Genomic DNA, 14,095 nt, shown 5'->3' on the forward strand with positions numbered 1-14,095 from the left:
CGCAGACATTCTGCACTCGGGTATAAATCACCGATCCAGTTCGAGATGATAAAACGTAAACTAGTGACAGAACCTCTCCATTAAATCAGGGCAAGTCCAGTTCCAACGAAAAGATCGCGCATCTCCCGCGAAAGCTGACCGTCGAAGGCCATGGGCCGTTCGACAAGAGCGGCCATACGACCTCTGTTACTACATGCCATGGGGCAATCTCGCGATGTTCTTCGCCGACTACAAGCATCCCGGTTTGATCCGTCTCGGACGCTTCGATGAAGGCTATGAGGCGCTACACGTACCCGGCGAATTTTCACTACGCGTCGAACGCGTCCAATGAAAACAGACTTCAACAGCACAGGAGGCTCAGCCATGAGCAAGCAAATCGATACTCCCGAGACCTGCGACACCACCAGACGGAACCTGATGAAGGCAACGGGGCTCGCTGCAGCAGCGATCGGCATGATGCCGGCGGCCAGTGCCACGATGGCGTTCGCACAGGACAATTCGTGGGACAAGGTGTTTCCCAAGAGCGATAAAGTCGACCATCAGAAGGTTTCGTTCAGGAACCGATATGGCATCACCCTGGCAGGTGACATTTACCTGCCGAAAGATCGCGGAAGCGAGCCATTGGCGACCATCGTGATTAGCGGCCCGTTTGGTGCGGTGAAGGAGCAATCATCAGGGCTTTATGCCCAGACCATGGCGGAACGGGGATTTGCCACGCTGGCGTTTGACCCGTCCTATACTGGAGAGAGCGGCGGCGAGCCTCGCAACATCTCTTCACCCGACATCAACACCGAAGACTTCAGCGCTGCGGTGGATTATGTCGGCCTGCAGTCCTATGTCGACCGCGAGCGCATCGGCGTCATCGGCATATGCGGCTGGGGTGGCATGGCGTTGAATGCCGTCGCCGCCGACAAGCGTGTCAGGGCCGTCGTCGCCAGCACGATGTATGACATGACACGCGTCATGTCGAAGGGCTACAATGACAGTGTAACACTTGAGCAGCGAACACAGTCGCTGGTGGAAATGAGCCGACAGCGTTGGGCTGATGCTGAAAAGGGTACCCCCGCCTATGGTCCGGTATCACTCGAACTGAAAGGCGGTGAGCCGCAGTTCGTCGTTGAGTATGCCAACTATTACAAGACACCGCGCGGCTTTCATCCTCGAGCGATCAACTCGAACGCAGCCTGGAGCCTGACGACACCATTATCGTTCATGAACATGCCGATCCTGAGCTATATTTCGGAAATCTCCCCGCGACCGGTCCTGATCATCCACGGTGAAAAAGCCCATTCACGCTATTTCAGCGAAACTGCTTTTGCCGCGGCATCGGAACCGAAGTAGCTCCTGATCATCCCGGACGCAAACCATACCGATCTCTACGACCGCATGGACAAGATCCCTTTCGATCGGATCACGGCGTTCTTCGGTGAGCATCTGGCTTGATAGAATGGATTGCGGCGTCAGCACTGGCTGGCGCCGCAATGTTTTTACGACAGCAAAGTTTAGCAACGGTAACCGTCTTCAGTACTGAATATTCTGTTGCGGGTACACTGTGTACGCCCTTACATAAGGGCGACAATCTATCGTCACGAGGGTTTGCGGCCTCGTGTTGAAGGCCTGACGGGAACAGTCGTTCCATACTCACTCCACCATGCCGCCAACGCCTCCATTGTGGGGCCAAGCCCGCGCGCCTTCTGTGTCATCTCGTACTCGACCCGCAGCGGCACCTCGGCAAATATGGTTCGCGATATCAACCCGTCAGCTTCGAGCTCCCTGAGCTGGGCGGTTAGCATGTGCTGGGTGATGCCAGGTATGGCCTTGCGAAGCTCTCCGAACCTATAGACCCGCTCGTTGAGCAGCCACATGATTTCAAGCTTCCATTTCCCAGAATGTTGAATTTCATCTGAATTTGACCCAGTTTTGTATTTGAGGTTGATCAGTCCCAGCGCATGTATCCGGTTGAAACCCATGTCAATTTGCGAAATTGTATGGGTTAGTCCGAAATGGAAAACTGGCTCAAAATGAGCCGAAATTTAACATATTACGGAGGAATTGTTGAAGCATGTCTCGTGCTCTTGTGTAAGTACCAATTATTGGTACAATGATGCAAAGGAGCTATGACATGTCACGAAACACTTCAGTTAGCCTTGGTGATCATTTTGCCAGCTTCATCGATTCACAGGTGAGGGGAGGGCGCTATGGCTCTGCCAGTGATGTGGTGCGCGCAGGATTGCGTCTGTTGGAGGAACATGAAACGCGTGTTAAGTCATTACAGGATGCGCTGATCGCAGGTGAAGAGTCTGGTCCGGCGCAGCCCCTGGATCGCGAAAGCTTCCTGCACAGAATGAAGACAAAGCATGCACTTTGATCGTTATCAGCTTACACCGCTGGCAGAAGCTGATCTGGAAGAGATCTGGGTTTACACTCTACGCGAGTGGCCACTGGACCAGCCAAACATCTACATCCATGATGTGATCGATGCATTTGAAGGGTTAAAAGACGGCAGCAAGCGGGGCCGGCCGACAGACATTCGCGCTGGCTATTTCAAATATGCTGTCGGATCGCATGTGATCTATTTTCAGGAGCAGGGAAACAACCTTGTTGTCATCCGTGTCTTGCATGGGCGTATGGACGTCATACGGCACTTGTGATGATCTGCTGCATTCAATTTTAACGCGGGTTTTTTCGAGAGATGACAATTGTTTTACATCAGATGGCTCACCTCCGATAACCTGTACTTATCGGAGGTTAGAAGTCCACACTCGAAGCATCATAAGTGCCGAAACATAAAGGCCGTTTAGCTTAGATTTAACACTTCCTCTAGCATGAAATTCAGTTATTCAGCTTACTGCTGAGTGTATTTTTTACTGTCGTAGCTTCTTCCTGCATGAGATTCATAAACTTGGCGATCAGCCGTGCATTCTTGCTTTTTTGCGGGTGCCATAAGTGCATCGTATATGGGATTTCAACGCTGAAGCGCCGCAGCGCAACGCCCATTTCAAGATAGTCGCATGCTGTCAGAGGGTTAACGATGGAGACGCCCAATCCGGCCATGACCATTGAGCAAACACTGGCCGCGGTTGTGGTTTCAACAGAGTAGCGGCACATAATGTCGTTCTGTGCAAAGATCTCATCGACTTTGCGACGGTAAGGATCATCCTGCGAAAATGAAACGTAAGGAACGCAGTCAAAATCTTGCGGGGTTAATACGTTTTTCTGTGCCAGCGGATGATTGATTGGTAAAACACATACGAGCGATCCAACATCAATTTGCTCGTGGCAAAAGCCTTGGTACTCGAACTGTCCTTCTGTGATACCGAGATCGAAAACATTCGTCATCATCTCGTTTTGTAACGAGATTTCTTCGTGAGAATGAAGAGACAGGTGAATGCTGGTCTTCGAATTTTGTAACCTCTTTGCAACCCTTGGAATGATCGATTCCGCATAAGCCGGGATGGTTGCGATACGAAAATTTGCTGCATGATGCGTGCGTATCGCCGCCGCTGCGCGACTGATTTCGTCCATTCCAATGAACGCTCGCCGCACCACATCGTGCAGAAGAAATGCCTGATCTGTTGGTGTTAAGCGCTTGCCGAACCGAATGAAGAGATCAAAGCCAATCCGCTCTTCCATTTCACGGAGTTCGCGACTGATGGTGGGTTGCGATGTGTTCAAATGAGCCGCCGCAACAGTCATGTTCTTATTGACCATAATGGCATTGAAAACTTCAATTTGCCTCTGGTTCAGTTTTCTCATCAGCTGCATCCTCTCCATATATCAGTTTTGAATAAAAAAGAGTTTTTGAGCATTTCACAAGCATAAAAAACTTTGGAACACTGTCCTCAAAACACCCCCACAAGAATTAGGGAAAAATGGGTGACACAATGAAAACGTCTTCGTCGGTTAATCAACGGCAGCCGGACAGCACATGGTTCTCTTACAAAAACGGAGAGCTTCATGCCGAACAGGTTCGTCTTAGCGAAATTGCGCAGGATATTCCTACGCCATTTTATTGCTATTCGACGGATGCCATAAAATGGGCTTATCAAACGCTGGCGGAAGAGCTGAACAAGATTGATGTTTCGATCTGTTTCGCAGTTAAGGCAAATAGCAATATTGCTGTTTTGCGTTTGCTGGCCGAGTTGGGCTGCGGCATGGATATTGTGTCCGGTGGAGAGCTGGAGCGCGTGCTTGCAGCTGGTATTCCGGCTAAAAGCGTCATTTTTTCAGGTATCGGTAAAACGCGACAGGAAATTAGGAGAGCGCTTAAGGTTGGCGTTCATCAGATTAACGTTGAATCTGCAGCTGAATTGGACGAGATTGTTGACATCGCACGCTTTCTTAAAGTGCGTGCACCTGTTGCATTGCGGGTTAACCCGGACGTCGATGCAAAAACCCATGCCAAGATTACGACTGCAACGAAGAAGAGCAAATTTGGCGTTCCGATTGCCGAAGTGCCGAGCGTTTATGCAGCGGCTTCAAATTGTGCGGAAGTGGAACTTAAGGGTCTAGCAGTCCATGTTGGATCCCAGATGCAGGACCTTTCTCCATTCAGACATACATTCTCAACGATGTCGGATTTGGTTCGCAATTTACGCTCACAAGGTCTTGAGGTTCCGCATCTTGATCTTGGTGGCGGCATTGGAATTTCAATCGGCGAAAAGCCCGGTCCTGATATCAAAGAATATGCCGCTATCATTGCTGAAACCGTTGGCAACCTCGGCTGTAAGCTAACTGTAGAGCCCGGTCGTTGGCTCGTTGGTAGAGCAGGGCTTCTTGTGACTGAAGTCCTGTATCTGAAAGACGTCGATAGCGACGCTGTTGCTATCATTGACAGTGGAATGAATGATCTTATTCGTCCTGCACTCTATGACGCCACCCATCCGGTTATCCCGATTAATGAACCAGAACAGAATGCGAAGTCACAACATAGGATTGTTGGTCCTATTTGTGAAAGTTCAGATGACTTTGGTTACTATGATGGGCTTGGTAAACTGGCAGCCGGTGATCTGGTTGCCTTTGACTGTGCTGGTGCATACGGCGCAACCATGTCCTCCACCTACAATTCCAGAGATCTGATAGCGGAAGTGCTCGTTGAGGATGATCGTTACCGGCTCATTCGCAATCGGTTGGATATTCGGGAGCAGCTAAAAATCGAAGACAAAGGCGAATGGAAATCTGCCGTTGGCTTTTAGTCGAGCGTGGCGGAAAGCCTCGCCACTTTGAAGTTTGATGAGAAAAAAATACAAGAAAAAGGGGAATGCAATGTTACAAAAAATCAAGACCATTCTGTCGGCAAGCGTCGTCAGTTTAGTTCTGCTCGCACCAGCAATGGCATCCGACCATATGCTGCGTGTGTCATATCCTGAAGACCCCAAGACGGCCGATGTTCAAAAAACGACGGACGCCTATACTTTGCCACTTAATGTATTTGATCGATTGATTGAGGCAGAGACGACTGCTCCCGGTAAGTCAGAACTCGTTCCAAGCCTTTCAGAAAGCTGGACGGTCTCCGATGATGGTAAAGTCTACACTTTCAAGCTGCGTCAGGGCGTGCTTTTCCATAACGGTGAAGAACTGAAGGCGGACGACGTCGTCTACACTTTTGACCGTATGCTGGATCCCGCCACCAAGGCATTGAGCACTGATATTCTGGACTTTGTTGATGGTGCGACAGAGCGATTGAATGGTAGCGCCGACAAAGTGCGTGGCATTGAAGCCGTCGATGATTATACCGTCCGCATAACGCTAAAAGAGCCATATGCGGCGTTTACGGCGCTCATGGCTAGCCCACAAGCATCTATTTATAATCGCAAATTTACCGAGCCACTTGGTGATCAGTTTGGCCTTTCACCGGAAACCACCAATGGCACAGGCCCATTCGTGTTGCGCGAGTATAATCTCAATGACAACCAAATGCTTGAGGCGAATGAAGCTTACTTTAAAGGAAGACCAAAGCTTGATCGTGTTCTGGTCCGCGTTGTAGCAGATTCAGAGACCCTGCGTCTTTTGTTCGAAGCTGACGAACTGGACGTGTTCGACCTCGATTACGCAATGAGCCAGACGCCATATTTCTACGGAAGTGACAAATGGAACGAGCACATTAAGAGCGGGCCGCGCGTTGGTATGTATTATTATCATATCAATCAGGCCAACAAACCATTTGATGATCCCAAAGTGCGGAAGGCTTTCCAGATGGGGTTCAACCGTCAGGAAATTCTTGATAAGAATTTCTATGGCAAGGGTAAACTCGAAAACGGTGTCATGCCACGTGGTTTGATCTGCTATTCGGATGCCACACCTATCGAATATAATCCGGAAAAGGCTAAGCAGCTTCTCGCTGAAGCTGGTTATCCGGATGGCGTCGACATTAATCTCGCGCAGGTGAGCAGCTGGTCCTCCAAATGGTCTGATATGAACCAGATCATTCAGGCACAACTTAAGAAATCTGGTTTTAATACGCAGATTAAAACGATGGATGAATCTGCTTATTTCGATTTGAGAAAAGCGGGAAAGATCGACAATTACACGCAGACCTGGTCGGCAGACTTCAACGATCCTGATAATTTCTTTTACACGTTTTTCAGCAAAAGCGGTACGGGCGTTCGTGGTTTCAACAATAACGACCCTAAAGTGTTTGACGATGTCGAGAAAGCCCGCGTTATCACCGATCCGGCAGAACGGTGTGCAGTTTATCAAAAGCTAACAGAGCAAATTGTTCAGGACGATGCCGCTTGGGTTCCGTTGTTTAGCCTCGACCATAATTATGTGGTCCAGCCAAGGGTCAAGAATTTTACGATCCCTTGGAATGGCTGGAGCGACATGAGCTATTATAAGACCGAAGTCGAATAAGGCTTTTAGAGCACGTTGCTGCGGCAAGGCTGACTGCAACGGGCTCTGGTCGTTCTTCACATGCCGTTTTGGAAAGTAGTTGGCCAGAAAAATATCGCGGACCAACAACTGCCATTGGTTAATTACGCCGCAAATGCTGTTGGCGCATTGTAAAGGAACTCCTTGCGATGCTGAATTTTGTTATTAAGCGCATCGCGATTTCGATCCCTGTGTTGATCGGAATTACTGCGTTGCTGTTCATCATGCTGAATGTCATACCCGGTGATCCTGTCGCCCTTCTGATGAAGGAACATGCAAGCCCGGACGTGATCGCACGCGTGCGTGCGCAGATGCATCTCGATGATCCACTGATAACGCGCTATTTTCGTTTCCTCTTCGCCGCAGTGCAGGGCGATCTTGGTACGTCGATTAAGCTCAATCGCAGCGTCACTACGCTTATTACGAATGCTTTCCCAAACACATTGCTGCTTGCTGCATGTGCTGCGGTGGTGTCGTGGATGATAGGTATCCCTGCTGGAATTATTTCTGCTGTGCGCCGCGATACAATGGTTGACCATTTTTTCATGGGCTTCTCGTTGCTCGGCGTTTCGATGCCGATCTTCTGGTCGGCTCTTTTGATGCAATATGTGTTTGCGGTTCAGCTCAAATGGCTGCCGGTGTCAGGCTTCTATGGCTATCAATATGTCATCATGCCGGCACTTGTTTTGGGGTGGAGTTCGGCAGGCGTTATTGCGCGTTTAACCCGCTCAAGTTTGCTTGAAGTTATGCGCCACGATTACATTCGCACAGCGCGTGCGAAAGGCCTGCATGAGACCTTTGTTATCACCCGACATGCGCTAAAGAACTCGCTCATTCCGGTTGTAACCATCATGGCTATTCAGGTGGCGAGCCTCTTGTCTGGTGCCGTTATTACCGAAGCAATTTTTGGCATTCCTGGAGTTGGGCGCATTTCCGTCAGTGCAATTCAAGCGCGTGACATGCCGCTGCTGCAAGGGTCGGTATTGTTTGCAACTGTCCTCGTCATTCTGGGCAATTTGCTCGCGGATATACTTTACTCCGTCCTCGACCCTCGCATCCGTAATCAAATGAAGGGTGGCTCGAAATGACGCAAATCGCACAAGTTGTTCAGAATGTTGATGAGCAGATTCACGATGCGCAAAGCGACAGCTTTCTCAGTGATACGATCCGCAGTTTCAAAAGAAATAAGAAAGCAATGATAGGTCTTTTCGTCATTGCGGCCCTTGTTTTTATAGCAATTTTTATCCCATGGCTCAGCCCGCATGACCCTTATCGTGTAGAGTTGGACGAACAATTGTTACCGCCATCTTTGACCTACTGGCTGGGTACAGATAATTTCGGCCGCGATTTGTTGACGCGAATTCTTTACGGCGCACGCATTTCTTTGCTGGTTGGTATTATTCCAAGCATGATCGCATTGATCCTTGGCACTATCATGGGGGTAATCAGTGGCTTCTTTGGTGGGCGCGTCGATTTCGTTATTATGCGCTTGGCCGATATGATGATTTCCTTTCCGTCGCTTCTGCTTGCGATGGTGGTGATGTACACTTTAGGGGCAAACCTTTTTAATATCTTCATCGCTTTGAGCCTGGTTGGTTGGGCAGGCGTTGCCCGCGTCGTGCGTTCACAAACTTTGGCAGTGCGCGAAAAGGAATTTATCGAGGCGGCTCGTGCGAATGGCACATCTAAGTCGGTTATCATGTTCCGGCATATATTTCCTAATGTCGTGCCGACGTTAATCGTGCTTTTTTCACTCAGCATTCCCGAAGCCATTATGTGGGAGTCGAGCCTTAGCTTTCTTGGTGTCGGTGTTCAGCCGCCAGAGGCAAGCTGGGGGCTGCTGGTAGCAAAAGGCAAGGAGTATCTTTTTGCCGCGCCCTTGGTTGCCATCATGCCCGGCGTTGCCATTCTCATAACCGTTCTCGCGTTCAACTTCATCGGTGATGGTCTGCGTGATTCGCTTGACCCTTACATGAAAGATTGAGGCTCAAGTCATGTCGAACAGCGATATTCTTCTCAAAGTACGTAATCTCTGCACCGATTTTAAAAAGCAAAATGGCTCAGTGCGCATTCTTGACCATGTTTCCTTTGACGTCGGTCGGGGAAAAATAGTCGGGCTTGTCGGAGAGTCTGGTTCTGGGAAAAGCATGACCTCGCTTTCCTTGATGGGGCTGGTGCCAACGCCTCCCGGTAAGGTGACAGCAGACAGTGTCACGTTGAATGGCTCGGATTTGAGTAAACTCAAGCCGGATGAAATGCGCCGCAAGCGCGGCCGCGAAATTGCGATGGTCTTTCAGGAGCCGATGACGGCGCTAAACCCTGTGAAGACAATGCTTCAACAAGTCGGCGAGCCACTCGCAATTCAAGGACAGTTGAGCAAACGTGAAATCCGCAAAAAAGTTCTGCAGATGTTTGAAATGGTCGGAATTCCGGAACCAGAAGCGCGTTTGAGTGCCTATCCACACGAGCTATCCGGCGGGCTTCGTCAGCGCGCAGCCATTGCCATGGGGCTAATCTGTGAGCCAAAGTTGCTGATCGCAGATGAACCCACCACAGCGCTGGATGTAACCACACAGGCACAAATTCTTCGATTGATGCTTGAACTGCGCGACCGGGCATCAACGGCAATTCTGCTGATCACCCATGATCTTGGCATTATCGCTGAGATGTGTGACGAGGTGAATGTGATGTATGCGGGCCAAATTGTCGAGCAGGCAAATGTGTTTGACCTTTTTGACAGACCTTCCCACCCATACACACGTGGTCTTTTGGCTTCGATACCCAAGGCGACGGAACGACCAACGGGCAATCGTCTCAATAGTATCAAAGGTATGGTGCCCAATCTGGCTCACTTGCCGAAAGGCTGTCGCTTTAGCCCGCGCTGTGCAGACGCAATGCCAATCTGTCACGTGCAATCACCCGATATTTTCGACATCAGAAACGGACATAAAGCCCGTTGCTGGCTTCATGAGAGAAAAGGAGTGGCAGCATGAGTGAGGCTTTAATTTCCACCAAAGACGTCAGCAAATACTATCATATCAAGAGCGGATTTTTCACATCAAAGGAAAAGGTTGTCCGCGCGGTCGATGGTATTACGCTTGATATATACGAGCGCGAAACCTTTGCGCTTGTTGGAGAGTCTGGTTGCGGCAAGACAACCCTTGGACGCGTTATTTTGCGGCTTTTGGAAAAAAGCAGTGGTGGCATTCGTTATCGCGGGCAGGACCTGCACGATTTGGACGACGATGCGATGCGATCCTTACGCAAGAAGCTCCAAATCGTTTTTCAAGATCCTTATGCGTCGCTCAATCCCCGTATGCGTATAAAGCATATCCTTGCAGAGCCTTTGCGTGCACACAAGTATGGCTCGTCTGAACAGATCGACGCAAGATGTCGGGAATTGCTGGAAATGGTCGGCCTTCGCGCCGATCTTCTGAACCATTATCCGCATCAGTTCAGTGGCGGGCAGCGCCAGCGCATTGGCATCGCACGCGCACTTGCCAATAACCCTGAATTTATCGTGTGTGACGAAGCCGTGTCGGCACTTGATGTTTCAATTCAGGCGCAGGTTCTTAATCTTCTGAGTGACTTACAGGAGAAAATGAAGCTCACCTATTTGTTCATTACCCATGATTTGAGCGTCGTGCGGCAATTTGCAGATCGCGTAGGGGTGATGTTTTTAGGTCGTCTTGTGGAAGTTGGTACAACGGAAGAGCTTTTTACAAATCCGCGTCATCCCTATACCATGTTCCTGATTTCTGCTGTTCCGCGTCCTGATCCGCATCAGAGAAAACGTGAAAAGTTGATTTTAAAGGGTGACATACCAAGTCCGATGAACTTACCTTCGGGTTGTCGGTTCCACACACGCTGCCCTTATGTGCAGGATATTTGCCGTGTGGAAGACCCCGTTTTGGAAATGCATCAAGCGAGAAGTGTGGCGTGCCACTTTCCGTTGAACGAGAGTGCTATGCTATCCATGTAAGAGTGCCCTCTATAACATGGTGGCGTATCGACGATGATGACTTATGGCTGAAGAGTAGAATAATGGACCTTTTGATCAAAAAAGTGGCTGATAATCTCTGGCATGCACAGTTCGGCGACAAGATTTGGCGCTGTGCCGTTGGCAGAGGTGGTATTCAGCAACATAAGGAAGAAGGGGACGGTGTAAGCCCCGTTGGGGGTTGGCCTCTCCGCCGTTTATTTTACCGAGCAGATCGCATTTCAAAGCCGGAAACAGTCATTGATTGTCGTGAAATGACCGCTCTTGATGGATGGTGTGACGATCCTGCAAGCCCTGCTTATAATAAGCATGTGACTTTGCCTTTTGCGGCACGGCATGAAGTTTTCTGGATGGAACACGATATTTACGACTGCGTTGTGGTTCTAGGGCACAATGACAGTCCAATTGTTCCCGGTGCGGGCAGCGCAATATTTCTGCATATCGCAAGGCCGGAATATACACCGACTGCAGGTTGCGCAGCGTTAAGCAAGGAAGATCTCTTAGAGTTTCTGAAACTGGCGCAAAAGGATACATATCTGCAATTTCTTGATAGATAACCCAGCTATTCAAATCACCATTGTCTTATTATCTATGGCTGGTTGTGTTGTAAAATGGATTTGAACCGAGAATGCCGACCTGTCGCGGCTCGAACTTGCGGCGAAGTTCACCTCGAATAAGGTGTCGGAAGTATCTAATCCCCATCGCCCGTTCGCCCCGGAGGAGATCAAACGCCGCACTCGAAATGCGGCGTGGGGGTAACTCCACCGTGGGTTCGAATCCCACCCTCTCCGCCATTTTATTTAATGAAATCAGACAGTTACCCTGAATATAGCTTATTCGCAGCAAATCTCTCTGCGCGGCCCAGCGCTTGTGTGCAATCAAGGGCCACGTTCACGGCACGTCCTCTCACGATCACGTCAAATGGCGTGAACTCTTGAATCTTGATACGCGCTGCCTCGATGTGGCTTTTCAGAAATGATCCGTGTAGGTTTCGATTTACCGATTTTTTGGGGGGGTCGATGGGTGATCGAGACATTGTAGTTTCCGGTAGCTTTAATACGCGGGACTTGGGCGGATACCGCACAAAGCAAGGCAATCTGGCCTGGCGAAAGACTTTTCGGTCAGGCAACATGGCTCATGTGGATCAGTCGGGAATAGCCGCGTTAAAGCAATTAGGTGTAACGCGCGTCATTGATCTTCGAAGCCAAAAAGAAAGAGACGCCGAGCCTGATCCCTTTGGCTCTGCTTACGGCATTGAATTGATTTCCATTTCACTCTTTGACGATCTCAACCCTCATCAATTACCGCAAAGCAATGCCCTGCTGGATCTCTATATTCATGCGCTGGAAACTCAAGGCCCGGTATTTGTAGACGTATTGAGCAAAATAGCTGACTGCTCCGGCGGTGCTCTGTTTCACTGCACGGCGGGTAAAGATCGAACCGGACTGATCGCCGCTTTGTTGCTGTCATTATCCGGCGTAAGTCATGCCGACATTGTTGAGGATTATGCACTGACAGCGGACCGTCTCGGTCCCTTACTCCAGACCATCGAAAAGACAGCTCAGGCTTTCAATTTGAGTAAGTCCGATTATATGCCGATGCCCGAATGCAATCCGTCGACTATGCTCAGAACGCTGGACTGGCTTGACCACTGCTTTGACGGCGCTGAAGGCTATTTAAGATCGCATGGTTTAACAGATGACAATTTAAGGCAGCTTAGATCCCGGTGGTCCCTTGTAGATCAACGCATGATCAGTTGTGCAGCGCCTGATTAACATCACCGCTGCTGATCTTAATCAATCCAAGATACTTTCAAAACGCAGTTCAGCATTAGGGCTGGTTAGCGAATATCTCTCAATCTTGCATGATCCCTTTTTCCGAACAGGTGCTGCACCTCGTAGGACAAATGTATGCCACGTGCCTTCTGGTTGACCTTTGACTTTATAAGGCGCCGGGCTGCAACCTTTCTTGAAAACATAAGCAGTCCCCTCTATTGGACGGCCAGTCTCAAAATAGTCCCACGGGCGACCTTTGAACAGAACGTGACCGGGCGATATCGTTCCACGGATCGACTTCTTAGGATTTTTGTAAGCGATAATCCCATTCTTATAGTCGACAAGCATCAACGAGCCATTGTGATCAAACTCCGGCGCTCGTGTCGTCACCGCGACCTTTCCCGGATGGGGTAAAAGACTATGTTTAGTCTCAGAGTTGGCGGCTGCTACCGGAGTCTCTTGCTGATCTGGGCTTGGAAAGTCTTCGGCCAGAACTTCTTTTCCATCTTCACACTTTTTCCAAAGATGGTAGCTGCCATCGACAAACCGCCAAGTCGGAAAACAAAAGCCCGGTCCACCAATGACAACATCTGCCATCTGCCCGTTTTCACGCGGCAGATATTCAAGTTCGGCAGAATCAAAACCGAACTCTCTGTTCCAGCCACCATTTCCGTCAGAGATAAGTAGATAAATATTCTGGCCTGATCTGCCAAAACAAACGCTCGCGCCATTCCCCAGTTCCGTTGGCGAACTTGTAATCTCCAGTTCCTTTATACCATCACCGTTTAAATCGATCTGCTTCACTGCATAGCTGATGCTGGTTCCCGCATCTTTGGCACAATCGGCTACGCCATCTTCAAAAGAAGCGAGGTCGGCGACAGCTTCATCAGTGACCTTTTGTGACCAAGTAGGATTATTACTTTTTGGTGGTGCTGCGTTAGCTGCTGACCGATCATTGCCCGTAAAAGGCTCGGGGCTGGCCTCGGTCGCAGAGGCGAATCCAACGGTAATTACATAGAAAGCTGACAAAATGCCCGCAAAGGCCCAGAATATATACTTACGCATCACCCACCCCATTTTCAGGTGATCTAGCATCAACCATGAGGTGCAGACAAGGAAACCTTCTGTGAAATGCAACTCATTGTTACCAAGCTTCGCTCCACGTCGGGCTCGAATCTGACCTTCTGCGCCATTTAATTAACTAAATCAAATACTTCAACGAAATACAGCTTACTAGTTGGTATCTCTCTGCGCGGCTCAGCGCTTGTGTGCAATCAAGGGCCACGCTCAAGGCACGTCCTGAAATAATTTGTCGCCAACAATAACAGGCGATTAGAATCCTCCACATGTCAATCGGAACGGAATATTGGATCTGACGCATTTTTGATGACGATATCTTTCACATTGCGCCGATCAACCGTGCCTGAAGAAGATCCAGCTTGGCACGCCC

At 49.5% G+C, this 14,095-nt stretch carries 13 protein-coding genes and 2 pseudogenes; 12 read left to right on the forward strand and 3 right to left on the reverse strand.

Annotation, left to right across the window (positions count from 1 at the left end; translation table 11 throughout):
* Positions 1-101: 101 nt before the first annotated feature.
* Together WH356_RS23730 and WH356_RS23735 are read left to right on the forward strand one after the other, a co-directional pair.
* Positions 102-331 (forward strand): annotated as a pseudogene (locus tag WH356_RS23730) (cyclophilin-like fold protein); the annotation flags it as partial.
* 32 nt (positions 332-363) lie between these two features.
* Positions 364-1,443 (forward strand): annotated as a pseudogene (locus WH356_RS23735) (alpha/beta hydrolase).
* 143 nt (positions 1,444-1,586) lie between these two features.
* Here the strand turns inward: WH356_RS23735 and WH356_RS23740 are convergent.
* On the reverse strand, positions 1,587-1,970 hold the full coding sequence (locus WH356_RS23740) for a winged helix-turn-helix transcriptional regulator (protein WP_339515322.1): 384 nt from the start codon (positions 1,968-1,970) through the stop codon (positions 1,587-1,589).
* A gap of 152 nt (positions 1,971-2,122) precedes the next feature.
* Here WH356_RS23740 and WH356_RS23745 point away from each other — a divergent pair, with 152 nt between their 5' ends.
* Positions 2,123-2,368, forward strand: a complete 246-nt coding sequence (locus tag WH356_RS23745) for a type II toxin-antitoxin system ParD family antitoxin (protein WP_339515324.1) — start codon at positions 2,123-2,125, stop codon at positions 2,366-2,368.
* Positions 2,358-2,651: a type II toxin-antitoxin system RelE/ParE family toxin gene (locus WH356_RS23750; protein WP_339515326.1), complete on the forward strand. Its 294-nt coding sequence runs from the start codon at positions 2,358-2,360 to the stop codon at positions 2,649-2,651. Before WH356_RS23745 ends, WH356_RS23750 begins: the two co-directional genes overlap by 11 nt.
* Positions 2,652-2,832: 181 nt before the next feature.
* Here the strand turns inward: WH356_RS23750 and WH356_RS23755 are convergent, their stop codons facing one another.
* Positions 2,833-3,756, reverse strand: a complete 924-nt coding sequence (locus WH356_RS23755) for a LysR family transcriptional regulator (RefSeq protein WP_339515328.1) — start codon at positions 3,754-3,756, stop codon at positions 2,833-2,835.
* Between the two features lie 128 nt (positions 3,757-3,884).
* Here WH356_RS23755 and lysA point away from each other — a divergent pair, with 128 nt between their 5' ends.
* The 8 genes from lysA (at position 3,885) to WH356_RS23795 (ending at position 12,645) form a co-directional block, all read left to right on the forward strand.
* A complete protein-coding gene (gene lysA, locus WH356_RS23760) occupies positions 3,885-5,195 on the forward strand; it encodes a diaminopimelate decarboxylase (protein ID WP_339515330.1) in 1,311 nt (436 codons plus the stop codon).
* 70 nt (positions 5,196-5,265) lie between these two features.
* Positions 5,266-6,852 carry an ABC transporter substrate-binding protein gene (locus WH356_RS23765; RefSeq protein WP_339515332.1) on the forward strand — a complete coding sequence of 529 codons (1,587 nt, stop codon included), beginning with the start codon at positions 5,266-5,268 and terminating at the stop codon, positions 6,850-6,852.
* Between the two features lie 167 nt (positions 6,853-7,019).
* The gene (locus WH356_RS23770) at positions 7,020-7,958 is read left to right on the forward strand and encodes an ABC transporter permease (RefSeq protein WP_339515334.1); all 939 of its coding nucleotides are present in this window, start codon (positions 7,020-7,022) and stop codon (positions 7,956-7,958) included.
* On the forward strand, positions 7,955-8,854 hold the full coding sequence (locus WH356_RS23775) for an ABC transporter permease (RefSeq protein ID WP_339515336.1): 900 nt from the start codon (positions 7,955-7,957) through the stop codon (positions 8,852-8,854). The genes WH356_RS23770 and WH356_RS23775 overlap by 4 nt, the downstream gene beginning before the upstream one ends.
* 10 nt (positions 8,855-8,864) lie before the next feature.
* The gene (locus WH356_RS23780) at positions 8,865-9,863 is read left to right on the forward strand and encodes an ABC transporter ATP-binding protein (RefSeq protein WP_339515338.1); all 999 of its coding nucleotides are present in this window, start codon (positions 8,865-8,867) and stop codon (positions 9,861-9,863) included.
* Complete coding sequence (locus tag WH356_RS23785; protein WP_339515340.1) at positions 9,860-10,852, forward strand: ABC transporter ATP-binding protein; 993 nt, start codon at positions 9,860-9,862, stop codon at positions 10,850-10,852. The genes WH356_RS23780 and WH356_RS23785 overlap by 4 nt, the downstream gene beginning before the upstream one ends.
* Positions 10,853-10,914: 62 nt before the next feature.
* On the forward strand, positions 10,915-11,427 hold the full coding sequence (locus WH356_RS23790) for a L,D-transpeptidase family protein (protein WP_339515342.1): 513 nt from the start codon (positions 10,915-10,917) through the stop codon (positions 11,425-11,427).
* Positions 11,428-11,889: 462 nt separating this feature from the next.
* Positions 11,890-12,645, forward strand: coding sequence for a tyrosine-protein phosphatase (locus WH356_RS23795; RefSeq protein ID WP_339515344.1), 756 nt, complete (start codon positions 11,890-11,892; stop codon positions 12,643-12,645).
* A 21-nt stretch (positions 12,646-12,666) separates the two neighbouring features.
* Here WH356_RS23795 and WH356_RS23800 read toward each other — a convergent pair whose 3' ends face one another.
* Positions 12,667-13,710: a hypothetical protein gene (locus WH356_RS23800; RefSeq protein ID WP_339515346.1), complete on the reverse strand. Its 1,044-nt coding sequence runs from the start codon at positions 13,708-13,710 to the stop codon at positions 12,667-12,669.
* Between the last annotated feature and the right edge of the window lie 385 nt (positions 13,711-14,095).

The sequence above is a fragment of the Ochrobactrum sp. MYb379 genome, from assembly GCF_037479515.1.
Classification (GTDB): Bacteria; Pseudomonadota; Alphaproteobacteria; order Rhizobiales; family Rhizobiaceae; genus Brucella.